The following is a 24,867-nucleotide window of genomic DNA, read 5'->3' as shown; positions in this document are numbered from 1 at the left end:
GTTAGCAAAATTTATCTTACTCAAAAGGTAAGCAATCGAAGTATAGGGATAATGGTGCAATCATTACAGGAGTGATAGAAAGTCTATCAAGGGTGTTGGTCAAGTTAATTGCATTATCAATCGCTACAATGACAAAAGCAGTATTGACTATAATAAAACACGTTAATCGCATTTTATATGCCAGTTGTTTTTTATTTGATATGGGCAAATAAAAAAATTTTAAAGGATTTAGGCTTCCTTTGTTCTACGGATTTTAGGATATTTATTCACTTGTATGATTTCTGAAAATGGGGTGCAAGGCTGATAAGATGATAGTCTGTGGCAAAGAAAAAAATATTTGAATGAAGATGAGAAGTCTATTTTTATTTAAAAAGGCTTTGGGGGTATTGAGTTTTCTAACATTTTCAAAAAACAGACAAAAGTAATTGTTAAGCTTTGTTGTAGGGACAAAGACGGATATAACTTTTTTAGCATATTGTTTTATAATGAGAATTTGTCATTTTCATATTGAGTGAGAATCTTAGGAATTGTAAAATTCTCTCGTTTTAAATTTATTCATGGTGAAAAAATCAAAATCAGCTTCTTGTGCACTACAAGTGAGAGGCTTGTGTGAATAGAGGCTCTTAAAAAAAAGAAGTAAAAAGCTTATTTGAGGAATCTTGAGAGCTAAAAGCCTGTTGCAATATTTTGAATTGGTAAAGAGTATGATGGTTTTAGTATATTTATGAATTTTTTATTGCGCAATGATGGGGGTAGGGATTTGTTTTGTGATTTGTTGAGGTTTTATCGGACATAAAGAGTGCTGTGGGTGTTTATTAACCAGAGAGAAGCGTTGATAACGGTTTATATTTTTTGTGAAACTTTTTTGATATTGAGGATCTTCGGTAAAAAGATGCTATTTTTTTAATATAAAAATTGAGTGATACAATAGTGATAGCAGAAATTTGTAGGTTATATCATTTTATTTAATACGCTATAAGATTAATTATATTCTCTTTATTTTTTTTATTTTATGATATAGAGAAATCTATAATTTGTGCATAAAGAGATTTTCTTTTGTTGCAGAATTTTATCTTGAAATTGTCTTACTCTTTCCTTTTTCAAGCCGTTCTTTTGCTTTCTTTTTTTGTACAATACATTTGCAAATTATTTGCAGCTAGAATTTGAGAATGTTTGAGTGAAGAGAAAGAAAATGCAATTTTTGAAAATCTTGTTAAGTACAGCGTGTGCTGTATTTTTTGTAATTGATATAAGTTGGACTCATAGTGTCTTAAATGTTGCGGAATCAGGAGAAGCTTCAGTAATTGTTGCTTCTAAGATTTCTGATCGTCCTTATGAGTTTCTTATTCAGAAACTTGCGAATAAATATAATGTTCCCGTTAATTTAGCACATGCTGTTGTAAAAGTTGAAAGTAATTATAAGGCAGGTATAAAGGGGGCTGCTGGCGAAATAGGTTTGATGCAAATTAAACCCTCTACGGCACGAGGGTTGGGCTTTAGTGGTTCTGTACAGGATTTGTACGATCCTGCGACCAACCTTGAATATGGTATGCGTTATTTGGCACGGGCGTATAAACTCAGTGGTGGAAGTACGTGTGGTACAATCCTTAAATATAACGCAGGTCATGCTGCAAAAAAAATGAATTCCATTTCGGCGAAATATTGCGCAAAAGTGAAAACTTATCTGGCTTCATTAAAATAAAAACATCTTTTTAGACAGGTTTGTTGTAAAATATTTTAAGATGCTATTTTCACGGAGCTGAAAATGTTTTATAAATTAATGCGTCAGTCGGCTGGGCAGCCGCGCTTGTCTAATGCTAAAATGCGGCAGGTGAGGAAAGTCCGGGCTCCATGGAAAGACGGTGCCGGGTAACACCCGGCGGGGGTGACCCTAGGGAAAGTGCCACAGAAAGTAAACCGCCTATTTTTATAGGTAAGGGTGAAAGGGTGGAGTAAGAGCCCACCGCGCATTCAGTAATGAATGTGGCAAGGTAAACCCCACCGGGAGCAAGACCAAATAGAAATGACGTGCAAAATTTAATTTGCAGCCGATTTCCGGGCGAGTCATTCGGGTAGGTTGCACGAGGCGGATGGTAACATCCGTCCCAGATGAATGGTTGCCATGTAAAGTGTAAGCTTTACTCTACAGAACCCGGCTTATAGGCCGACTGATATTTCATGATGATACGCGATATTTTATAAGATCGATTATATGATCTTTTATGGAGTCTATGTGTTTGAAATGGACACTTGAGAAAAGAGTATTTTAAAAAATTATAACATTTCTTTAAGTATAATGCGTTAGGATCTGTCTTGGGATAACTTTAGTTTTTTCGTTCATTGTGATTAATATGAAAGTTGAAGACTAGGTTACTCTAAAATCAGTTGCTATGAGAGAGCTGTTGATTTGAGACAGCATAACTTCAAGACGGATTATTTTGATAAAGCAGGATCAAAGAGCTGAACGCCATATTCCAGTGTTGTTGCAGCCAGTTTTGGCTGGGCTTATGCCATTGGTTGGAGCAAAAGTGATTGATGGCACCTTTGGTGCTGGTGGTTACACGTGCGCTTTGTTAAAGGCAGGGGCGGAGGTGATCGCTCTTGATCGTGATCCTCATGCTATTAGTGCGGGACAATCGCTTGTTGAAGAATTTTTTCCACGACTTCGTTTGGTGCAAATGGAATTTTCACAGTTGGATCGCGTTGTTGAAGAGAAGGTAGACGCTGTTATTTTGGATATTGGTGTCTCTTCAATGCAGCTTGATGAAGCTGAAAGGGGATTTTCTTTTCAAAAAGATGGTCCATTAGATATGCGAATGGCTCAGACTGGTTTTACTGCTGGCGATGTTGTAAATCACTTAAAAGCAAGGGATTTGGCACGTATCTTTAAGATATTAGGAGAAGAGCGTTATGCGGGGCGAATTGCACGGATGATTGAAAAGCGTCGTGTTGTTCAGCCTTTTTTGCGTACAGGTGATTTGGCGTATGCTATCGAAGCGTTGATAGGACGTAAGCCGGGAGATCGCATTCATCCTGCAACACGTGTATTTCAGGCTCTTCGCATTTATGTTAATGATGAAATTGGTGAACTTGCACGTGGCTTATTTGCTGCTGAACGCATTTTGAAACCGGGTGGTCGTTTGGGTGTTGTCAGTTTTCATTCTCTTGAAGATCGTATGGTCAAAAGATTTTTTTCTTTTCGTTCTGGAGAGTGTATGAGATCACGCTATCTTCCTGAAATAAAAACGGCTCCAGCAACATTTTTCCCTTTGTTTAAAGGGGGGATAACTGCAAGTGAAGAGGAGTTACAGCAAAATCCTCGTTCACGTTCTGCGCGGTTGCGTATTGGTGTACGAACTGAAGCAGAGGCTCTTGCAGCAGATATGAAATCATTTGGTTTAGCAGAGATTGCCAGTTTTGAAGGCGGCAAGAAATGACAGTTTTTCGTACATTTGATATGATCTTAGTGATGATTATGATTTGTATGGCAGGTCTTACTTATAAAGTAAAATATGATGTTCAAAAACGAATGAACGAAGTTCGTCATCTTGAGCATGAAATTGCTGCAGCAAAAAATACGGTAAGTTTGCTTCGTGCTGAGTGGGCTGTGATGATAAGGCCTTCACGCATGCAAAAACTTGCAAAACGTTATCAAAAAGAACTTGAGTTAGAGGTTATACAGCCGCGTCAAATCGTGGCGTTTAAAGATATTCCGGTACGGATACATGATCAAATTGAAGAAGTGATTAAACAAAATATCTTGGAAGATAATCAGGATATTTTGACAAATAATCGGGCTTCTCAGATAAATGGTGTTGTCCAAAAAGGCGCGCAGTAATGAAATCGACTTTTTTATTCTCACAGAAGAAAAAGCGCTTAAAGAATTCGTTGAATAATCATAATGTTTCTGTTCGTCGTCCCTATTCTAGTCGTCCACGTTTGCTTTTTTCGTTGTTCTGCTTTTTAATTTTATATGGCATCATGGGAGCTTGCCTTATTTCTTATGGGTTGGAAGGTGGACAGATTGAAGAAGCAAAGGGGCCAGGAGTTCTTCAATTGATGGCACGGCCTGATATTGTTGATCGTAATGGTCGTTTATTGGCAACAGATATTAAAACTTATTCACTTTTTGCTGAGCCACGACGTATTATTGATGTGGATGAAACAATTGAATTGCTCTCAACAGTTTTGCCTGATCTTAATTGGCAGGAAACCTATAAGCGCTTAAAAAGAAAATCTGGTTTTTCTTGGATCCAGCGTGGGTTAACACCAATGCAGAAGACGAAAATTATGGCTCTTGGTATACCAGGAATTGGTTTTCGGACTGAAATTCGTCGTTTTTATCCTGATGGACCTGTAACTTCCCATATTCTCGGTATGGTGAATGTTGATAATCAGGGCATTGCAGGTATGGAAAAATATATTGATGATACGGAGTTGAGTGCTTTGCGTGCCGCTGGTCTTGCTATGGAAGAATCATTAAAACAAGTTCAGCTTTCGATTGATGTGCGTGTTCAGGCAATTGTTCATGATGAACTTATTCAGGCTATGAAGCGTTATAGGGCAATTGCTGCGGGAGCTGTTATTTTAAATATACATACGGGGGAAGTTTTGGCTTTGGCATCACTACCAGATTTTGATCCTGGAAATCCTATTGAAGCTTTAAAAAGTGATCGTCTCAATCGGATGACGGCAGGAGCTTTTGAAATGGGATCGATCATTAAAAGTTTTACAACTGCCATGGCTCTTGATTCCGATATTTTTCATTTAAACAGTATTATTGATGCTTCAAAGCCAATAAAAGCAAGTAGTGGGTATACTATTCATGATTTTCATGGGAAAAATCGTCCCTTAACGTTATGGGAGGTTTTTATTTATTCCTCCAATATTGGTTCTGCTAAAGAGGCATTGGCGATAGGGATTGATAAACATCGTGGTTTTTTGCAAAAACTTGGGTTACTGGATCGTCTTACAACAGAGTTGCCTGAAGTTGCCCATCCTATTGTACCACATCATTGGAAGGATATCCATTCTATGACGATTTCTTTTGGGCATGGTATGGCAACAACACCTTTGCAAACAGCTGTCGGGGCTGCTGCTTTAATGAATGGTGGTTGGTTAATTGCTCCGACATTTTTAAAACGTACAAAAGGACAAACTTTGTACCATGCAAAACGGGTTTTGCAGGCTAAAACAAGTCAAAATATGCGTTACCTTTATAAATTAAATAGTGATATTGGTTCTGGACGTAATGCAAAAGTCGAAGGTTATCGTGTAGGTGGTAAGACAGGAACAGCTGAAAAAGTTGAAAATGGAAAATATTCTAAAACAAAAAATTTCAATAGTTTTCTTGCTGCTTTTCCTATTGATGATCCTGTTTATGTTGTTTTAACAATTATTGATGAACCAAAGCCTGCAGAGGGACAGCGTTTAGCAACAGCGGGGATGAATGCTGGACCAATGCTTGCTAATATTATTCGTCGCACAGCTAGTTTTCTTGGTGTAAAACCCGATTTTAAAAAAGAATATGAGCCTCTTTTAAGTAAAAAGAGCAATTCAAGTTTCGTTAAACAACGGTAAAATGAATAAAAGGTGCATCGTTATGTTGTTTGGAACAGTTTTTACAGAATGTCTTGAAGATCAGAATCTTTCTTCAATGGAAATAACAGGAATCAGTGCAGATTCTCGACAAGTCTTGCCAGGCTATGTTTTTGTCGTTGTTCAAGGAAAAAAAAGTGATGGAAGACACTATATAGATGATGCGATAAAGCGTGGCGCACGAGCAATTGTTACAGATTGTTATGCTGTTCTTGAGGATTTACCTGTTCCCATTTTACGTGTTTCTAATGTTCGTCATAGTTTAGCGTTGGCAGCTGCACGTTTTTACGGTTCTCAGCCTGAAACGGTCGTTGCTGTGACTGGTACAAGTGGTAAAACATCTGTTGTCTCTTTTATTCGGCAAATTTGGACTCATGTTGGATTTTGTGCTGCGAGTATAGGAACGGTTGGTGTTGTTTCTCCTAAACGGAATGTTTATGGTTCTCTCACAACACCTGATCCGGTTGCCTTGCACCGTCTTCTTTGTGAAATTTCTCATGAAGGTGTGACTCATGCAGCTCTTGAAGCTTCTTCGCATGGGCTTGATCAAGGACGACTTGATGGAGTTCGTTTAGCGGCTGGTGCCTTTACCAATTTAGGGCGAGATCACATGGATTATCACACGGGGGTAGAGGATTATTTGCGAGCTAAAATGAAGTTGTTTGATACACTTTTGCCTGTATCTGCTCCTGCTTTGATTTTTGCTGATGATGTCTATTCACAAAAGGTTATTGATGTTGTTACACAAGCGCGCCGCCGTGTCTTGACAATTGGCCGTAAGGGGAAATTTATCACGATTAATCGTGTTGAACATCAACGCTCAAAACAGTGTATTGAGTGTCGTGTGGAAAATAATATTTATACATTTGATTTGCCTTTGGCTGGAGATTTTCAGGTAGCCAATGCGCTTATGGCAGCGGGGTTAGCGATTGCAACGGGTGTTTCACCTCGTAAGGTTTTTTCTGCGCTTGAAACTTTGCAGGGGGCACCTGGGCGGTTAGAATTTGTCGGAAAGACAGAAAATAATGCGCCTGTTTATATTGATTATGCCCATAAACCAGAAGCTTTGGAGCAGGTTTTGCTTTCTGTTCGTCCCTTTACGCAAGGGCGTTTGATCGTTGTTTTTGGTTGTGGAGGAGATCGTGATCAAGGAAAAAGACCTTTGATGGGAAAAATTGCGGCGGATAAAGCGGATATTGTTATTGTAACGGATGATAATCCTCGCACAGAAATGCCAGAAAAAATACGCAAGGATATTTTACAGGCAGTGCCAACAGCAATAGAGATAGCAGATCGTGGTGAGGCTATTTCTTACGCGGTGGAGCTTTTGAAAGTTGGTGATACATTAATCATTGCTGGAAAAGGTCATGAGGATGGCCAAATTATAGGGCAGACAACTTATCCTTTTTCAGATCGTCTGAAAGCGATAGAAGCTCTAGAGAACCGAAAGAAATGACAGCTTTATGGGATAAGAAAGCACTTGTTGCTGCAATTAATGGTGTTGTAATAGGAAGCATGCCAGAAACTTTTTCTGGGGTTTCCATTGATAGCCGTACTCTTGCGGAAGGTGATATTTTTTTCTGCATTAAGGGGCATCATCTTGATGGTCATGATTTTGCTGCGCAAGCTTATGAACGAGGTGCAGGGGTTCTTATCGTTGCGGAACACCGTTTAAGGGATATGAAAAAGATATCGGCTCCACTTATTGTTGTTCCTGATGTTTTGCAAGCCTTGGAAAAACTTGCACAAGCTGCACGCAAACGTTCAAGAGCTAAGATTATTGCGATAACAGGATCGGTGGGAAAAACAACGACAAAAGAAGCTTTGAAACAAGCACTTGCAACGACTGGGAACGTTCATGCGAATCTCGCTTCTTTAAATAATTGCTGGGGGGTTCCACTCACTTTAGCGCGGATGCCTATGGAGAGTGATTATGGTATCTTTGAAATTGGCATGAATCATAGAGATGAAATTCGCCCTCTGGTCAAACTGGTTTGTCCGCATGTTGCTCTCATTACGCATATTTGTGCAGGACATATGGGTTTTTTCAAAAATCTTGAAGAAATAGCAAAGGCAAAAGCTGAAATTTTTGAAGGATTAGATGAGAAAGGCATTGCCGTTTTAAATGCGGATAGTGATTTTTTTTCTTATCTCATTCAAAAAGCAAAGAAATGCGGTGTAAAGAATATCTTAAGCTTTGGTGAGAGCAAAAATGCTGATTATCAAGCGCGAGATATACGTCTTCTAACTGATCGTTCTTCTATGATTGTACGTATTAGGGAGCGGGATAGGGAGGTTCAAATTGGTGCTCCCGGACGCCATATTGTGCAAAATAGTTTAGGGGTTATTGCTGCTTGTGATGCTATGGGAGTTGAGTTAGAGCCTGTTCTTCTTTCTTTTCGCCATTTTTCTTCTCAAAAGGGGCGAGGTGTTCGTTATCGACTGTCTTTATCAAATGGGGGTGAATTTTATCTCATTGATGAAAGCTATAATGCAAATCCTGCTTCTATGCGTGCTGCGCTTGAGCTTCTTGCTACAGGACCAGTCGGGGAAGAGGGGCGGCGAATTGCTATTTTAGGAGATATGCTAGAGTTAGGGGAGTATAGTGAAAAGCTTCATCGTGATTTAATAAAGCCAATACGTCTTTCCGGTGCTAATCCGGTTTTTCTATTTGGTGAGGCGATGAAATCTTTAGTTAGTGATTTGTCTGCTGGTGTTAAGGTTCATTATGCTGAAAATATTGAGAAAATTTTATCTCTCCTTTTAGCAGAAATTTCTTCTGGGGATCTGCTTATGGTTAAATCATCCAATAGCCTTTGTTCATCAAATATTGTGACTGCATTGCTTGACCGCTATAAAGCGGTTTCTTCATAATTTTAAGAGGTTTTTTGTACCATGATGCTGTTTTTTTCTTCGTTTAGTGATTGGCTTCCAGGTGTGAATGTATTTCGTTATATTACTTTTCGCACGATAGCGGCTATGCTTACTTCGGGGCTCATCGTCTTTTTGTTTGGACCTAGCATCATTGCTTCTCTTAAATTGCGGCAGGGTAAGGGGCAACCGATTCGTGCGGATGGTCCTCAAACACATTTTAAAAAGGCTGGAACACCTACAATGGGTGGATTGATGATTTTAACCGGCATTGTGGTATCGGCATTTTTGTGGTGTAATTTATCGAATATTTATTTTTGGGTATCGCTATTGGTTATGCTTTCTTTTGGGGCAATTGGATTTTATGACGATTATCTTAAGGTCACAAAACAAACAGACAAAGGATTTTCTGGGAAAGCACGGTTAAGTTTGGAGTTTTGTGTTGCCGCAATTGCTGCTTTTGTCATCCTACAAATTGGCTCATCTGGATTCGCTTTGCCTTTTTTGAAAGATTATCTTATCAATTTGGGCTGGTTTTTTATTCCTTTTTCTGCTTTTGTTATTGTCGCGACGGGTAATGCGGTTAATTTGACGGATGGACTTGATGGCCTTGCTATTGTTCCTGTGATGGTTGCAGCCTTATCTTTTGCTCTGATTGCTTATCTTTCTGGTAATATGAATTTTGCTGATTATCTCCAAATCCATTATGTATCGGGAGCAGGTGAATTGGCTGTTTTACTGGGAGCTGTTGTTGGGGCAGGGCTTGGTTTTTTATGGTTTAATGCACCACCTGCAGCTATTTTTATGGGAGATACTGGTTCGTTGGCTCTTGGAGGATTATTGGGGACTGTTGCAGTCGCTACGAAGCACGAAATTGTTTTGGCTCTTATTGGTGGGCTTTTTGTTGTGGAAGCTTTTTCGGTCGTTATTCAGGTTGGTTATTTCAAATTAACAAGAAAACGAGTGTTTCTTATGGCACCGATACATCATCATTTTGAGAAAAAAGGCTGGACTGAAAGCCAAGTCGTGATACGCTTTTGGATTATTTCAATTGTTCTTGCTCTTATTGGTCTTTCAACACTTAAATTGCGGTGAGATTTTGATTTCTGTTGCGTGTTATAAAGGACAAAAAGTTGCTTTATTTGGATTAGGAAAGTCTGGACTAGCAACGGCACAAGCATTGATGCGTGGCGGTGCAGAAGTGGTGGCGTGGGATGATAGTCCTTCAAGCGTGCAGATGGCTTTCCGGCACAATATTCCAACGCGAGATCTCCGTTATGAAGATTGGTCAGAATTTGTTGCATTGATTGTAGCTCCTGGAGTTCCTTTAAATTATCCTCAACCCCATTGGGTTGTTGAAAAAGCACGAAAAAAAAATATAGAAATTATCGGTGATATTGAATTATTTGTTCGTGCGCGCCAGCATTTTTTACAGCATTATGGTTTTTGTGACCAAGATGTTCCTTTCATTGCGATTACGGGGACGAATGGAAAGTCAACCACAACGGCTTTACTTGCGCATTTGTTGGAAAAAATGGGTTATGATGTGCAGGTGGGGGGGAATATCGGAAAGGCAATATTGACGCTTAAGCCATTTGTTAAAAAACGTATCTATGTGATTGAATGTTCATCATTTCAAATTGATCTTACACCCTCTCTTCAGCCGACCATTGGACTTTTATTGAATTTAACACCTGATCATATTGATCGACATGGGAGTTTTGCCTGTTATGTGCAAACCAAAAGGCATCTGATTGCTCAGGCTTCTCAGGCTTTTATTTCAGTTGATGATGCAGCTTGTAGGGTTTTATATCAACAGTTGCTTCATGAGGGAAAAAAAATTGGGGCAATTTCTAAGGATCATTTTGTTGAAAATGGTTTTTATGCAGATGAGACTAAGCTCTTTTCTGTTTATCAAGGACAGCGTCATATGCTTGCAGATCTGACGTCTATGACTGCTTTGCGCGGACGTCATAATGCGCAAAATGCCCTTATGGCATTAGCAACGTTGCAGGCTTTAAAAATAACCGATCCTTCTATGAACAAGCATTTAGCAAGTTATAAAGGGCTGGATCATCGTATGCAGCAGGTGCGTAAAATGGGGTCGGTTTTGTTTATCAATGACAGCAAGGCGACTAATGCAGATGCAACAGCTCCTGCGCTTTCCACCTTTAATGATATTTTTTGGATTGTTGGGGGACAGGCAAAAAAGGGAGGAATAGAGTCTCTTAGAGAATTTTTTCCTAAAATTCGTAAAGCCTATTTGATTGGGAGCGCGGCGGAAGAATTTGCTCGCACTATTGGATCTGCTTTTCCCTTTTCTATGAGCTTAACTTTGAAAAATGCGGTGCGTGAAGCAGCTGTTGACGCAATGGGTTGTAAGGAAAAAGAGGTGACGGTTCTTTTGTCACCTGCTTGTGCAAGTTATGACCAATTTAAAAATTATGAAATGCGAGGCGAAGAATTTGTCTCTTTTGTGATGCAGTTACAATAAAAAAAATCATCAGTTATAAAAAAATATTTTTGCGTTAAGACTCCAGAATCTTTTTTTGTGTAATTTAGTTTTTAAAGTGTTTGTTAAATAGGCTGGGGAACCATATCACTTTGAGATAATTTATAAAATGGATAAGGTGGATACCATGGTTACGCGTGCAGATAGAGATCCAATTGCTAATTGGTGGTGGACGATTGATCGCTCTATCTTTGCAGCTTGTTTAATTTTAATGGGAATTGGCATTATGCTGTCTTTTGCTGCCAGCCCTATTATTGCAAAAAAAATCGGAATTTCTGATAGTTTTTATTTTGTTCGGTGGCATATCATTTTTAGCATTTCAGCATTTTTTACGATGGTTACCATTTCCTTTTTTTCGCTTTCTAATATTCGTCGTTTATGTGCTCTTTTGCTCATTGTAACGCTTGCTCTTATGGTTGCAACCTTATTTTGGGGTCCAGAATTAAAGGGAGCACGGAGGTGGATTCTACTATTTGGTTTTTCTGTACAGGCTTCAGAGTTTATGAAGCCAGCTTTTGTGGTTATGTCCGCTTGGCTTTTTTCAGAACAGATACGCAGGAGGGGAATTCTGGGTTATACGTTAGCGATTCTACTTTATGCCATTTGTTGTGTGCTTCTGGTTTTGCAGCCTGATATTGGACAAACAGTTTTAATAAGTGCAACATGGGGGGGGCTGTTTTTTATTGCTGGTGTACCTCTTACTATTATTTTTCTCTTTCTCATTTTAGGCGTTGTAGGAATTATTTTAGCTTATCTTTTTCTGCATCATGTGCGCGAGCGTATCAATGGTTTTTTGACAGGTGAAGGGGATACGTTTCAAGTGGATGTAGGACGTGAGGCTATTTTGAATGGTGGTTGGTTTGGGCAAGGTCCTGGGGAGGGAACAGTAAAACGTATCATTCCTGATAGCCATACAGATTTTGTATTTTCCGTTGCTGCTGAAGAGTATGGTATTATTCTTTGTTTATTAATTATGATGCTTTTTGGCTTTATCGTTATGCGTTCATTGTATATAGCCATGAATACACGTGATTCCTTTATACGTCTTGGTATTACTGGCATAGCAATGATGATTGGCTTTCAATCAGCTATTAATATGGCCGTTAATCTTCACTTAATTCCTCCAAAAGGCATGACATTGCCTTTTATTTCTTATGGTGGTTCTTCGATGGTGGCGATTGCGTTTTCAATGGGCATTTTGCTCAGTTTAACACGTCGTTGGCCAGAAGCACGCCTTTCAGCTTTTTCTTCCTCTTCTGTCTTGGATACTCCTTATGAATGATAAAAAAGTTATTGTTTTGGTGGCTGGTGGTACAGGTGGACATCTTTTTCCTGCTGAAGCCCTTTCTGTTGAATTAAGGCAGCGTGGATATGATGTTCATTTAATAACAGATGAAAGAGCACGACCTTTTGTTCGCTGCTTTGATGAAGAGCATATTCATATCGTTTCATCGGCAACATTTACACGACGCCATCCTTTTGCTCTGATAAAGACGTTTTGGTCTTTGCTAAGGGGTATGGGGCAATCGTTGGCGTTGTTTTATAAATTACGTCCTGTTCTTGTTGGAGGATTTGGAGGGTATCCGAGCTTTCCTCCTCTTTTTATTGCGGCCTTAACGAGGCGTGTAACATTTATTCATGAACAAAATGCTGTTATGGGGCGTGCCAATCGGGTGTTGGCAATTTTTGTGCGTGCAATCGCTGGTGGTTTGTTGTCGCCAAATGGCGCTTATGCTCATAAAATACTTTTGACGGGGAATCCTGTTCGTGAGGCTGTGTTGAAGGCGGCCAAAATTCCTTATCATCCCTCAACTGGTGAAGAGCCATTTCATTTTTTGATTTTTGGAGGTAGCCAAGGGGCTTCTGCTTTTTCACATATTGTTCCAGAAGCTATTGCTTTATTCGATGATAAGAACCGTAAACGTTTACGAATTGTGCAGCAAGTTCGAGGTGAAGCAGAAGGGTTGATCAAAATCTATCGTGATATGGGCGTACAAGCAGAGGTAGCTCCTTTTTTTGATGATATGGCTGAACGTATGGCACATGCCCATTTTATTTTGTCGCGCGCTGGGGCTTCATCTGTTTGTGAGATAGCGGTGATTGGTAGACCTGCTTTGCTTGTTCCCTATCCCCATGCTTTAGACCATGATCAGGCTGCCAATGCAGCTCTGCTTGCTCGTGTAGGTGGTACGCAAATTGTATCAGAAAAAGATTTAAATGCACAAAAGCTTTTTTCTCTTTTAATGCACGCTTGTTGTGCGCCCCATTTATTAGAAAAACAAGCGCTTTCTGCAAAAAAAGTTGGGCAACCTCATGCAACCCGTTGTCTTGCTGATATGGCTGAATCCTTAATTTCAGGGCGATTGTTGTCAGATATAAAAGAGGAGCTTTTTAATGAAAATGCCACTTGATATAGGCGTTATCCATTTTATCGGAATCGGGGGGATCGGTATGAGTGGAATTGCGGAGGTTTTTTATAATCTTGGCTATAAAGTTCAAGGGTCAGATCAAGTTGAGAGTGCGAATGTTGAACGTTTGCGGAGAAAAGGAATTAACGTTCATATAGGTCATTGTGCTGAAAATTTAGGGAATGCAGAGGTTGTTGTTTTTTCTACTGCCGTTAAAAAAACAAATCCTGAGTATATTGCTGCAAAGGAAAGACATTTACCGCTTGTCAGACGTGCAGAAATGCTAGCGGAGCTGATGCGGTTTCGGCGTGCAATTGCGGTGGGTGGTACACATGGTAAAACAACGACCACATCAATGGTCGCAGCTCTCCTTGATGCTGGTCATTTTGATCCAGTGGTGATTAATGGCGGTATTATTAATGCTTATGGTACGAATTCTCGTACAGGAGATGGCGATTGGATGATTGTTGAAGCTGATGAAAGTGATGGTACATTTTTAAAGCTGCCTGCTGATATTGCTGTTATTACTAATATTGACGCTGAGCATTTAGATCATTATGGAAGTTTTGATGCTGTGCGTGAGGCTTTTCGGCAATTCGTAGAAAATGTTCCTTTTTATGGTTTTGCTGTTTTGTGCCTTGATCATCCAGAGGTTCAGTCATTGGCGGGCCGTATTGATGATCGTTGGGTGATCACTTATGGTGCAAATCCACAAGCGGATGTTCGTTTTCTTAATCTTTCGATGGATGGTCAAAAAACGCATTTTGATGTTCTTGTTCGCTCACGCAAAACAGGAAGAAAAATTGAGTTGAAAAATTTGCTTTTGCCCATGGCAGGACAGCATAATGTTGCTAATGCAACGGCGGCGATTGCTATTGCGCATGAACTAGGCATTTCAAATGAAGCTATAAAAAGGGGCTTAGCAGAATTTGGCGGAGTAAAACGGCGTTTTACGCGAACAGGAAGTTGGCGGGGTATTGAAATATTTGATGATTATGGACATCATCCTGTTGAAATAAAGGCTGTTTTGCGTGCAGCACGTGAGAGTGCAAAAGGGCGTGTTATTGCGATTGCACAACCCCATCGGTATTCACGTTTGTATCATTTATTTGATGATTTTTCTGCTTGTTTTAATGATGCAGATACAGTGTTGATTACGCCCGTTTATGCGGCTGGTGAAGAGCCTATTGTAGGATTTGGTTCTCAAGAATTGGTAGAGCATATTAAAATGGCGGGTCATCGTGATGTGCGCTTGATACATAGTCTGGAAGATGTTGTGTCTTTTGTCTCAAAATTTGCTCAGGCAGAGGATTATGTTGTTTTTCTTGGTGCTGGCAATATCACACAATGGGCTTGTGCGTTGCCTCATCAATTAGCGGTATTGGATGGTCATGGTAAATTTTCAGCACATTGATGGTGAGGCGCTATTGGCGCAATTGCAACCGCTGTTGGGTGGCGTGAGAGGCAAACTTACACCTAATGTTGAAATGCGTAAGGTAACGTGGTTTCGCACGGGTGGGTTGGCAGAGCTTTTTTATCAGCCTGTTGATGAACAAGATTTGGCTCTCTTTCTTCAAAATTTGCCTGAATTTGTTCCTGTAACAATTGTCGGTATCGGTTCTAATCTTCTGGTGCGTGATGGGGGCGTTCCTGGTGTTGTGATTCGTCTTTCGCCAAAAAACTTTGGGCAAGTGCAGCAAGTTTCTCCAAAAGGCTTTTTAGTTGGTGCTGGTACGGCGGATAAACATTTAGCTGTTGCCGCTTTAAAGGCAGGAATTGCAGGTTTTCATTTTTATCATGGTATTCCTGGTGCTCTTGGAGGAGCTCTCAAAATGAACGCGGGTGCGAATGGTATTGAAACCGCAGCGCGTGTTGTTGAGGTCTATGCGCTGGATCGTAAAGGGCAACGTCATATCTTGAGTTTGAAAGATATGCATTATTCCTATCGCCATTGTGATATTCCTAAAGATTTTATTTTTACAGCTGCTTTATTGGAAGGAAAACTTGGTAATAAAGATGATATTCGTGCTGCTATGGATGAAGTTTCCCTCCACAGAGAAACAGTACAACCCATTCGTGAAAAGACAGGAGGATCAACGTTCAAAAATCCTGAGAATGGATCTGCGTGGCGCGTGATTGATGAAGCAGGGTGTCGTGGTTTACGGATTGGTGGCGCTCAAATGAGTGAAATGCACTGTAACTTTATGATTAATACAGGGCAAGCAACAGGATATGATCTTGAAGCATTGGGAGAAACAGTGCGTGCGCGTGTTTTTGCAAATTCAGCCCACCTTTTACAGTGGGAAATAGAGCGTATCGGTCAATTTGAGCGTGGTCGAAGTGTTTCTCCTTTTGATCCATTTCATTGATTTATTGTTCACTAAAAAAGTGCAAATAAAAAATTGAGTCATTTCAAAGAGATAATAAAAAATTTCTATTAAGAATCAATAAATTAACAAAGAATCTCTTGCATCAGGCTTTTGAGTCTGATTCATTATGCAAAATGCTAGGTTATTGATTCGCAAGGATAAACCTTGTTTTTTCTGTATGTGGTGCTGATGTATTTTATATAGACTACATATAGTATGCGAAAGAGGGTGATTTATTATGAGAGATAAACATATAGCTGTGTTAATGGGAGGTTTTTCTTCTGAACGGTCTGTAAGTTTATCTTCAGGGGCGGCTTGTGCTGATGTTCTAGAGCTGCAGGGGTATCGCGTGAGCCGCGTGGATGTTGACGCTCATATTGCTTCTGTTCTTGAACAGTTGCAGCCTGATATTGCCTTCAATGCATTGCATGGTCCATTTGGTGAAGATGGCCGGATCCAGGGGATTCTTGAATATTTAAAAATTCCTTACACCCATTCTGGTGTGATGGCATCCGCTTTGGCAATGGATAAGGGACGTGCAAAAATTATCGTTGCAAATGTTGGGGTTTGTGTTGCTCCTTCTCGTATCATGAGCCGCTTTGCTTTGGGACAAACGCATCCCATGGAGCCTCCTTATGTAATTAAACCTGTGTGTGAAGGATCAAGTTTTGGTGTTGTCATTGTCCAGGAAAATGAAGCAGCACCGCCGCATAATATTGGGGGAGCTGAGTGGGGGTATGCCGATGAGGTGATGATTGAAAAATATATTCCTGGTCGTGAATTGACTTGTGCTGTTTTGGGGAATGAAGTGCTGGATGTGTGTGAAATTCTTCCCAATAAACACTTTCCATTCTACGATTATGACTCGAAATATAAAACGGGTGGTTCTCTTCACATTTGTCCTGCACAACTTTCACTAAATATTTACCAAAGTGTGCAAAGAATGTCTTTAGCAGCCCATCAGGCGATAGGGTGTCGAGGTGTTAGCCGTTCTGATTTTCGTTTTGATGAGAAAACGGGAGAATTGGTTTGGCTTGAAATTAATACGCAACCCGGTATGACATCGACGTCTCTTCTTCCTGATATTGCAAAAGCGAGCGGCCGTACTTACGGCGATATTGTTCAATGGATGGTGGAGGACGCATCATGTATGCGTTGAATGTTAATAAAACAAATGTTCCGATGGAGGTGCTTTCAGTGCCGGCTTTGCCACGTCTTTATCGTCGTTTCCTCCGGTTTATGTTTGAGTTTGTTTTTGTCAATATTCATATTCCACGCCATTTCGGTTCTTTTGCGGTGGTATGGTTTTTCTTTGTTACGGCTTTTTATGGACTTTCATCAAGTGGTCAGATGGCTGTGATCGTAAACACGATCATATTAGATAGTAGTTTTGTGGTCACTCATGTCGATATAAGCGGCAATAAGCGCTTGACAAAGCAGGATATTTTTAAAATTTTAAAACTTGATGTTGCGCCTTCTATATTCACTTTTGATGTTGAAAGAGCACGTTCTCTTTTGGAAAAACAGGCTTGGGTGCAATCGGCTAATGTTCAGAAAATTTATCCTAATAGAATGCGCATTTCCATCGTGGAGCGTGAACCCTATGCTATTTGGCAACATGATAGCATAGTGGATATTGTTGATAATACAGGTCGTGTCATTGTGCCCTTTAAAGGGGAAATTGTTCGGGATTTACCTCTTGTGGTTGGGCAGGGTGCGCAAAATGCTGCTAAAGTGTTTATTCAAGCGCTGTCGGTCTATCCGGAAGTATATGATCGTATTCGTGCTTTCGTGCGGGTAGGTGATCGACGTTGGGATCTTGTTTTGGATAATGGAATGCGCGTTATGTTGCCTGAAAATGGTGCCCTTGAAAAGCTTTCTTCTCTTGTTTCGTCCGGTATAATGCAAGATCTTTTATCTCGCGATATTCGCAGTGTTGATTTACGTCTTGCTGATAGAATTACTGTTTCTTTATCAGATGAAACGTTGGAGCGTTATCATGCTACTGTGGAAGAAGAAGAACGTATTTTAAAGACACGAAAGGCAGGAAACCCATGATGTTGCTTAGATCACATCATCTGGGAGGGCGTAAAACACGTTTTTTAACGGTTCTTGATGTCGGTTCAAGTAAGATTGTTTGTCTTATTGCTTGTTTGCGTCCTTTAAAGCATGCACACTATTTACATGGTCGTACACATTCTACGGAAATTCTAGGCTTTGGAGTGCAGCGTTCACGCGGTATTAAATCCGGTGTTGTCATGGATATGTTTGCAGCAGAACAATCAATAAGATTGGCTGTTGATGCGGCAGAAAAAATGGCTGGTTTGGTGGTGGATTCAGTGATTGTGAATTTTTCCTCAAGTCGATTACAAAGTGCTTTGATTAATGGAAAAGTTCATTTGAATGGTCGTGAAGTCACCAAGCGTGATATGCGTATGGCCTTTTCAGATGTTTCGCGTAAAGCTTTTGATGCTGAACGTCATGTTATGCACTCAGTTCCAGTTTCTTATGTATTGGATGGAGATAAAGGAATTTCTGATCCTGTCGGAATGGCAGGGGAAACATTTGGTGTTGACGTGCATGTGGTAACAGCTGAAACAGCTTCTTTGCGTAATTTAGAAGCTTGCATTAATCGTGCACATTTGAGTGTTGAAGCAATGGTTGCTACTCCCTTTGCAAGTGGTCTTTCTGTCTTGATGAATGATGAGGCGCATTTAGGGGCTGCATGTATTGATTTTGGTGGTGGAACAACAACATTTTCAGTGTTTTTTGAGGGAAAATTTATTCATGCGGATGCTCTTGCTGTTGGGGGTCATCATGTCACTCTTGATGTTGCGCGCGGATTTTCTATGTCTCTAACAGAGGCGGAACGTTTAAAAGTTGTTTATGGTTCAGCACTTTTAACAAGTACCGATGAGCGGCAAATGATTAATGTAGCAGAAATTGGGAGTGAACAGCGTGAAACTCAATATCCTCGCGCGGTTCTTGGGCGTATCATTCGTGCGCGTGTTGAAGAAATTTTAGAAATGGTCCGTGATTGTTTAAATCGTTCTGGTTTTGGTCACATCATTGGTAAACGTGTTATTTTGACTGGGGGAGCAAGCCAGTTAACAGGATTGCCAGAAATGGCACGTACTATATTAGGAAGAAATGTTCGTATCGGGCGGCCTTTAGGTATTTCGAGGCTTCCTTCTCTTGCAAAAGGGGCGGCGTTTACATCTGCTGTTGGGTTGTTAATTTATCCGCAATTGGTGGGTTTTGAAGAAAAAACAATGCAGGCGGCAGGAAATCATTTGTCGATGGGCACGCGTGGGTATTTTCAGCGTGTTGGTCAGTGGTTGCGTGAGAGTTTTTAGTTAAGTCTAGTTGGATAAATTTCATCGCTTTGGCTTGCGGTGTCTTATGAGAAGGAAAAGAAAATGACGATTAATCTGCATCGGCCAGATATCGCGGAATTGAAGCCACGCATTACCGTTTTTGGTGTTGGAGGTGGTGGCGGGAATGCCGTGAATAATATGATAAATGCTGGTCTTCAGGGAGTTGACTTTGTTGTTGCAAATACGGATGCACAGGCTTTGGCTATGTCAAAGGCTGAACGTGTTATCCAACTTGGGGCAGCTGTGACAGAAGGTTTGGGTGCTGGTGCTTTACCGGAAGTTGGACAAGCGGCGGCAGAGGAATGTATTGATGAAATTATCGATCATCTTGCAGACTCTCATATGGTTTTCATTACTGCTGGTATGGGGGGAGGAACTGGAACAGGGGCTGCTCCCGTTGTTGCTCGCGCAGCGCGTGAAAAAGGTATTTTGACTGTTGGTGTTGTGACAAAGCCGTTTCAGTTTGAAGGCGCACGTCGTATGAAAACGGCAGAGGCTGGTATTGAAGAATTACAAAAGTCTGTCGATACATTGATTGTTATTCCCAATCAAAATCTTTTCCGTATTGCAAATGATAAGACAACGTTTGCTGATGCTTTTGCTATGGCTGACCAAGTGCTTTATTCTGGTGTTGCTTCCATTACGGATTTGATGATTAAAGAGGGTTTGATTAATCTTGATTTTGCTGATGTTCGCTCTGTTATGCACGAAATGGGTCGAGCTATGATGGGAACGGGTGAGGCATCTGGTGATGGGCGTGCTTTGGCTGCGGCTGAAGCTGCTATTGCAAACCCATTGTTGGATGATACCTCTATGCGTGGGGCGCGTGGTTTATTGATTTCTATTACGGGTGGTCGTGATATGACTCTTTTTGAGGTTGATGAAGCTGCTAATCGTATTCGTGAAGAAGTGGATGCTGATGCGAATGTGATCTTTGGCGCTATTGATGATGAGTCATTGGAAGGTGTTATTCGTGTTTCTGTGGTTGCCACCGGTATTGATCGTGAAGTTAGTGATGTGGTTCAGTCCTCTCATCCTCAGATTCAAAGGCCTGCTTCTTCAATGCGCAAGAGCGATCCTGGAACGTCACACAGTTCTTTTCATGTTCAGTCATCGCCACTGCGTTCTGAGTCAATGGTAGAAGTGATCGAATCACTTGAAATAGAGAAGGGTAAATCAACCGGAGAACAGTTCCGTCCCAAAAGTCAAATTTTTGCACATCCTACAGAAGCAATGACGACACGAAGTGCGACGAATGCTGTTACGTATGGTTCAAATGCTGTTCAGGAACAGAGATCAAATGTGCCCCGTATGCAAGTAAGTCGTGGTTCTCAACAGGCTATGACTGCTCCCGTGAGTATGGAGGCAACAGCGCATGTTCTTGATGAGATGACAGGGGTTGTGAAGCAAAAAGAAAAGCCAGTGCAACCAAAACAAATGCAACAAATGCAAGCGCGCGCTCCAATGCGTATGCCTGAGTTAAAGGATTTTCCTCCTGTTGCTCATGGACAAAGTCAAAGGACATCTGTGACTGATCAAGGTCCTCGTAATCTTTGGCAGCGTTTGAAACAGAGCTTGACGCATCGTGAAGAAGCAGAGCCAGAAGCGAGGCTGGAGCCTGCTGTTAGATCGTCTCAGCAGCAAGAGTCTCATGTTTACAATAAAAATTCTCAGGCGCTTTCTCAAGATGCTTCTGTTTATGTTCCACGTCGTTCTGGTGAGCTGCACCCTCAGGTACCACAAGATCAGCGTACTTTTATAAGTGAAGAAGATCAGTTGGAAATACCAGCATTTTTACGTCGTCAAGCAAATTAATTGATGAAAAATGAGGCAAAGTAAGCAATTTTATTACCTCTTTTATGATCAGTCAAAAATTATACAGTAAAATATATTGCTGTTTTTTTGGATAAAATACTTTTTTAAAAAAAACCGCTTATACTAAGCGGTTTTTTTATTATTTACTATGAATATTTTTTATGATTTTATAAATTTTGTTAAAAGATGTAAAAGCAATTCAATAAAATAATATGATGAACTTGGTGCCAAAATATCAGTCTACTCTTAAAAAAGCAGTAACATTTAAGGGGATTGGCGTTCACAGTGGCTGTTTGTCAGTGGTGAAGGTTTGTCCAGCGGATGTTGGGTGTGGTATTATTTTTAAGCGTTGTGGATTAGACGGAACAGAGAAAATATTTCAAGCCCATGCATCGCAAACAGGAGCAACTGAATTATCAACGGTACTTGGAGATGGAGATGTAAGGGTTGAAACAATTGAACATTTGATGGCAGCAATTGCTGCTTATAATTTGGATAATCTTGTTATTGAAATGTCACATAATGAGATTCCTATTTTGGATGGTTCAGCGTGGCTATATTGCCAAGCTTTTGAAGATGTTGGCATTGTACAGCAAAATGCGTTACGTTCTTATTTCATTATAAAAAAGCCGTTGCGGGTTGAAGAGGCTCATGGTGTTGCAGAGCTTTTGCCATTCGATGGACGTCGTTTTGATATAACGATCTCTTTTCCTTCTTCTGCTATTGGTAAGCAACATTTCAGTTTTGATCTTACCACACGAGGGTTTAGAGATGATTTGTCACGTGCGCGCACGTTTGGTTTTCTCAAAGACGTGGAAAAATTAAGGCTTTCTGGAAAGGCGAGAGGCGCTTCTTTGGAAAATTCTCTTGTTATCGACCTTAATGATAAAATTTTAAATCCCGATGGTCCTTATTGGGAGAATGAATGTGTTCGGCACAAGATGCTTGATGCGATTGGTGATACTGCTTTGCTTGGGGCGCCTTTTATTGGATTATTTCGTTCTTATTGTAGTGGACATAGAATTAATGCGCAATTGGTGAAGGCTGTTTTGGCAGACGAATCACATTACGAAAAAAGCTTTTTAGAGAAAGAGTAAAAAAATTGACAAGATTTTTTTATCGTTTATTTGATTTTTAAGGGGATGATTGACCTAAACTGCTAAATTGGTTATGTGGATTTTAAAGTGATATGGTATAAGACCTTTGATAACTTGTTTTTGCTACAAGGTGATATTCTGTGGAGGCCGGAAAAACTATGAAAAAATCTCATGTGTGCATTGGAAATATGACATATAGAAAATTTAACATTGTACGCAAGATATTGGGGGTGGTGCTTTTGGGAAGCACCTGTATGTTGGCGGGATGCCTCTTTAAAGAGAAAAATACCCTTGATCCATCTGCTTATGTTTTGAAAATAGAGCCACCAGATGTTTTATATAATCAGGCGCTTGCTAGCCTTGAGAGTGGGAAGCTTGGGGATGCATCGAAGAAGTTTTTGAAGATTGAAAAGCAGTATGCTTATACAGACTGGGGGCGTAAATCTTTGGTCATGGGTGCTTTTACTAATTACCGACTCGGAAAGTATGATGATTCAATTAGTATGGCTCAACGCTATATTACTCTTTATCCAGGGTCGACTGACTCGGCTTATGCGTACTATATTATTGGTCTTTCTTCTTTCCGTCGGATTCCTGATGTTACGCGTGATCAACGTGATACGAAACGTGCTATTGCTGCTATGCAGCTCCTTATAGAGCGTTATCCTAATTCTGAATATGTCAAGGATGCTAAGGATAAAATACGTTTTGGGCGCGAACAGCTGGCTGGCAAAGAAATGCAGATTGGTCGTTATTATGAAGAGGGGCGGCGCTATCTTGCGGCAAGTAGACGGTTTCGTACCGTGGTTGAAGAGTATTCCGATACAAATCAAATTGAAGAAGCGCTTTTCCGCTTGACGGAAGTTAATCTTGCTCTTGGCTTAACGGCGGAAGCGCAGACGGCAGCAGCTATTTTAGGACGTAACTATCCCAAAAGTGAGTGGTATAAATTTTCTTATAATCTCTTGCAGAAGAATAAAATATCGCCACGCGAGCATAAATCTTCTTGGATCTCAAATGCTTTAGGTGGTGATAAGAAGAGGGTACGTTGATTCTCTATGCTGGTACAGCTTTCGATTCATAATATTGTTTTGATCGAAACGCTCGATATTCATTTTACGGCGGGGTTGACGGTTTTAACTGGAGAAACAGGTGCGGGGAAGTCTATTCTCCTTGATGCTTTATCACTTGCTCTAGGGGGGCGGGGTGATGCTTCGCTTGTGCGTCATGGTGCTGAGCGCGGGCAGGTCACAGCTGTTTTTGATGTGTCTGTTTCACATCCTGCACGTCAACTTATTCGTGAGAATGGTCTTGATGATGAGGGTGATATTATTTTACGACGTGTGCAATCAAGTGATGGACGCAGCCGTGTTTTTATCAATGATCAGGTGTCTAGTGTTGCATTGATGCGGAGTGTTGGCCGTTTGCTGGTTGAAATCCATGGACAACATGATGATCGTGCGCTTGTTGATGTTGCTACACATCGCCAATTATTAGATGCCTTTGGTGGTCTTGAGGATGAAGTGGAAAATTTGCGTCAGTGTTATTACACATGGCGTGAATTTGAGGAGCGTTTGCAACGGCAGCGTCTTAAAGTAGAGAGTGCTGTACGTGAGGTTGATTATCTTCGTGCGTGTGTAGAAGAGCTTGAAAAGCTTGATTTTAAAGTTGGTGAAGAGGATACTCTTTCTCTTCGTCGTGCCGATATGCTTAAATTAGAAAAAATAGCGACGGATATTAAAGAAGCGGATGATCTTTTAACGGGTCAAAAATCACCAATCCCAGTGCTTTCCAATTTGGTGAGGCGTTTGGAGCGGAAAATTCCTGAAGCACAAGAGCTTATTGCACCAGTGGTGAAATCTATTGATGAGGCATTGCATGCACTTGCAACAGCGCAAGAAGGTATTGAGACGGCAATACGAGCATTAGATTTTGAACCTGATGAATTGGAACGGATAGAAGAGCGTCTTTTTTCTCTTCGGGGTTTTGCTCGTAAATATCAAGTTTCTGCGGATGAATTGGTTCAGTTACACGATAAGATGGATGCTGAATTAGCTGATTTTGAAGAGGCTCAGACTATATTGACACGTTTTGAAGATGAAGCAAAACAAGCACAAAAAAATTACGATACGTTAGCACAAGCGTTGTCAATAAAACGTCAAGAGATTGCAAAGCACTTGTCTGAAAGCGTGATGACTGAGTTACCGGCATTGAAATTAGAGAGGGCTGAATTTATTGTTGAAATGCAAAGTGATATCGAAAAGCGGAGTGCAGAGGGATGTGATCGTATTGAATATTGGGTGCGAACAAATCCTGGAACACGTGCTGGACCAATGCTTAGTGTGGCTTCTGGCGGTGAATTGTCTCGTTTTTTGTTGGCATTAAAAGTTGTTTTATCTGATCGAGGATCAGCACCGACGCTGATCTTTGATGAAATTGATACAGGCGTTGGGGGTGCTGTTGCAGCTGCTATTGGGCAACGGTTGCAACGCTTATCAGAACATGTTCAGGTTTTCGCTATTACGCATGCTCCACAGGTTGCATCGAAAGCGCATGGTCATTTTCTTATTTCAAAAATTGAGAGTCATGATAAAGGACGCTTTGTTACTGCTATTCATAAAATGGAAGAGCATGAGCGTGCAGAAGAAATTGCTCGTATGTTGGCAGGAGAACAGATTACTGAAGAAGCGCGTGCAGCGGCTCAAAAGCTTCTAGCATGAAGGTAATTAGTCAGCGATAAAAATACTGGAAAGCTTGTATTTATTGAGATTCACTTTATGAGGAGGCGCGGAGATCATCCTTGTGGCAGTGCTCGTAATT

General features: G+C 40.6%; 20 protein-coding genes and 1 other RNA gene. 20 read left to right on the top strand and 1 reads right to left on the bottom strand.

The annotated features are described in order from the left end of the window. Positions 1–16: 16 nt before the first annotated feature. A complete protein-coding gene (locus tag ACFIJ7_RS05660) occupies positions 17–172 on the bottom strand; it encodes a hypothetical protein (protein WP_375644791.1) in 156 nt (51 codons plus the stop codon). Positions 173–1,192: 1,020 nt separating this feature from the next. Here ACFIJ7_RS05660 and ACFIJ7_RS05655 point away from each other — a divergent pair. The 20 genes from ACFIJ7_RS05655 to recN all read left to right on the top strand — a co-directional run bounded on the left by ACFIJ7_RS05655 (position 1,193) and on the right by recN (position 24,767). After that, positions 1,193–1,702, top strand: a complete 510-nt coding sequence (locus tag ACFIJ7_RS05655; protein WP_375636154.1) for a lytic transglycosylase domain-containing protein — start codon at positions 1,193–1,195, stop codon at positions 1,700–1,702. 83 nt (positions 1,703–1,785) lie between these two features. After that, positions 1,786–2,176: RNase P RNA component class A (gene rnpB, locus ACFIJ7_RS05650), an RNA gene on the top strand. A gap of 262 nt (positions 2,177–2,438) precedes the next feature. Beyond that, positions 2,439–3,437, top strand: coding sequence for a 16S rRNA (cytosine(1402)-N(4))-methyltransferase RsmH (gene rsmH / locus ACFIJ7_RS05645; RefSeq protein WP_375644790.1), 999 nt, complete (start codon positions 2,439–2,441; stop codon positions 3,435–3,437). Continuing rightward, the gene (locus tag ACFIJ7_RS05640) at positions 3,434–3,838 is read left to right on the top strand and encodes a hypothetical protein (RefSeq protein ID WP_015856648.1); all 405 of its coding nucleotides are present in this window, start codon (positions 3,434–3,436) and stop codon (positions 3,836–3,838) included. The genes rsmH and ACFIJ7_RS05640 overlap by 4 nt, the downstream gene beginning before the upstream one ends. Continuing rightward, a complete protein-coding gene (locus ACFIJ7_RS05635; RefSeq protein ID WP_375644789.1) occupies positions 3,838–5,580 on the top strand; it encodes a peptidoglycan D,D-transpeptidase FtsI family protein in 1,743 nt (580 codons plus the stop codon). The genes ACFIJ7_RS05640 and ACFIJ7_RS05635 overlap by 1 nt, the downstream gene beginning before the upstream one ends. A 22-nt stretch (positions 5,581–5,602) precedes the next feature. After that, complete coding sequence (locus tag ACFIJ7_RS05630) at positions 5,603–7,054, top strand: UDP-N-acetylmuramoyl-L-alanyl-D-glutamate--2,6-diaminopimelate ligase (protein WP_375644788.1); 1,452 nt, start codon at positions 5,603–5,605, stop codon at positions 7,052–7,054. Then, entirely contained in the window at positions 7,051–8,472 is a 1,422-nt protein-coding gene (gene murF / locus ACFIJ7_RS05625; protein WP_375644787.1) for a UDP-N-acetylmuramoyl-tripeptide--D-alanyl-D-alanine ligase, read from the top strand. Before ACFIJ7_RS05630 ends, murF begins: the two co-directional genes overlap by 4 nt. Positions 8,473–8,493: 21 nt before the next feature. Next, a complete protein-coding gene (gene mraY, locus ACFIJ7_RS05620) occupies positions 8,494–9,564 on the top strand; it encodes a phospho-N-acetylmuramoyl-pentapeptide-transferase (protein WP_015856644.1) in 1,071 nt (356 codons plus the stop codon). Between the two features lie 4 nt (positions 9,565–9,568). Further along, positions 9,569–10,963, top strand: coding sequence for a UDP-N-acetylmuramoyl-L-alanine--D-glutamate ligase (murD, locus tag ACFIJ7_RS05615; protein ID WP_375644786.1), 1,395 nt, complete (start codon positions 9,569–9,571; stop codon positions 10,961–10,963). 145 nt (positions 10,964–11,108) lie between these two features. After that, positions 11,109–12,263 carry an FtsW/RodA/SpoVE family cell cycle protein gene (locus ACFIJ7_RS05610; protein WP_375644785.1) on the top strand — a complete coding sequence of 385 codons (1,155 nt, stop codon included), beginning with the start codon at positions 11,109–11,111 and terminating at the stop codon, positions 12,261–12,263. Next, positions 12,256–13,392 (top strand): UDP-N-acetylglucosamine--N-acetylmuramyl-(pentapeptide) pyrophosphoryl-undecaprenol N-acetylglucosamine transferase, encoded by a 1,137-nt coding sequence (locus ACFIJ7_RS05605; RefSeq protein ID WP_375644784.1) that lies wholly within the window; start codon positions 12,256–12,258, stop codon positions 13,390–13,392. The genes ACFIJ7_RS05610 and ACFIJ7_RS05605 overlap by 8 nt, the downstream gene beginning before the upstream one ends. After that, on the top strand, positions 13,376–14,803 hold the full coding sequence (gene murC, locus ACFIJ7_RS05600; RefSeq protein WP_015856640.1) for a UDP-N-acetylmuramate--L-alanine ligase: 1,428 nt from the start codon (positions 13,376–13,378) through the stop codon (positions 14,801–14,803). Before ACFIJ7_RS05605 ends, murC begins: the two co-directional genes overlap by 17 nt. After that, positions 14,781–15,758, top strand: a complete 978-nt coding sequence (gene murB / locus ACFIJ7_RS05595) for a UDP-N-acetylmuramate dehydrogenase (RefSeq protein ID WP_375644783.1) — start codon at positions 14,781–14,783, stop codon at positions 15,756–15,758. Before murC ends, murB begins: the two co-directional genes overlap by 23 nt. A gap of 238 nt (positions 15,759–15,996) precedes the next feature. After that, positions 15,997–16,917 carry a D-alanine--D-alanine ligase gene (locus ACFIJ7_RS05590; protein WP_375644782.1) on the top strand — a complete coding sequence of 307 codons (921 nt, stop codon included), beginning with the start codon at positions 15,997–15,999 and terminating at the stop codon, positions 16,915–16,917. Then, a complete protein-coding gene (locus ACFIJ7_RS05585; protein ID WP_375644781.1) occupies positions 16,905–17,816 on the top strand; it encodes a cell division protein FtsQ/DivIB in 912 nt (303 codons plus the stop codon). Before ACFIJ7_RS05590 ends, ACFIJ7_RS05585 begins: the two co-directional genes overlap by 13 nt. Continuing rightward, on the top strand, positions 17,813–19,114 hold the full coding sequence (gene ftsA / locus ACFIJ7_RS05580) for a cell division protein FtsA (RefSeq protein ID WP_375644780.1): 1,302 nt from the start codon (positions 17,813–17,815) through the stop codon (positions 19,112–19,114). The genes ACFIJ7_RS05585 and ftsA overlap by 4 nt, the downstream gene beginning before the upstream one ends. 63 nt (positions 19,115–19,177) lie before the next feature. Beyond that, positions 19,178–20,950, top strand: a complete 1,773-nt coding sequence (gene ftsZ / locus ACFIJ7_RS05575) for a cell division protein FtsZ (protein ID WP_375644779.1) — start codon at positions 19,178–19,180, stop codon at positions 20,948–20,950. 212 nt (positions 20,951–21,162) lie between these two features. Then, positions 21,163–22,047: a UDP-3-O-acyl-N-acetylglucosamine deacetylase gene (lpxC, locus tag ACFIJ7_RS05570; RefSeq protein WP_375644778.1), complete on the top strand. Its 885-nt coding sequence runs from the start codon at positions 21,163–21,165 to the stop codon at positions 22,045–22,047. Between the two features lie 158 nt (positions 22,048–22,205). Continuing rightward, a complete protein-coding gene (locus ACFIJ7_RS05565; protein WP_015856633.1) occupies positions 22,206–23,099 on the top strand; it encodes an outer membrane protein assembly factor BamD in 894 nt (297 codons plus the stop codon). Between the two features lie 6 nt (positions 23,100–23,105). Continuing rightward, entirely contained in the window at positions 23,106–24,767 is a 1,662-nt protein-coding gene (recN, locus tag ACFIJ7_RS05560; RefSeq protein ID WP_375636169.1) for a DNA repair protein RecN, read from the top strand. The last annotated feature ends 100 nt before the right edge of the window (positions 24,768–24,867 follow it).

This window comes from Bartonella sp. MR100HLJHH (genome assembly GCF_042194215.1).
Lineage (GTDB): Bacteria > Pseudomonadota > Alphaproteobacteria > Rhizobiales > Rhizobiaceae > Bartonella > Bartonella grahamii.
The sequence above is the reverse complement of the archived record's forward strand: the minus strand, read 5'-3'. Positions and strand labels throughout refer to the sequence as shown.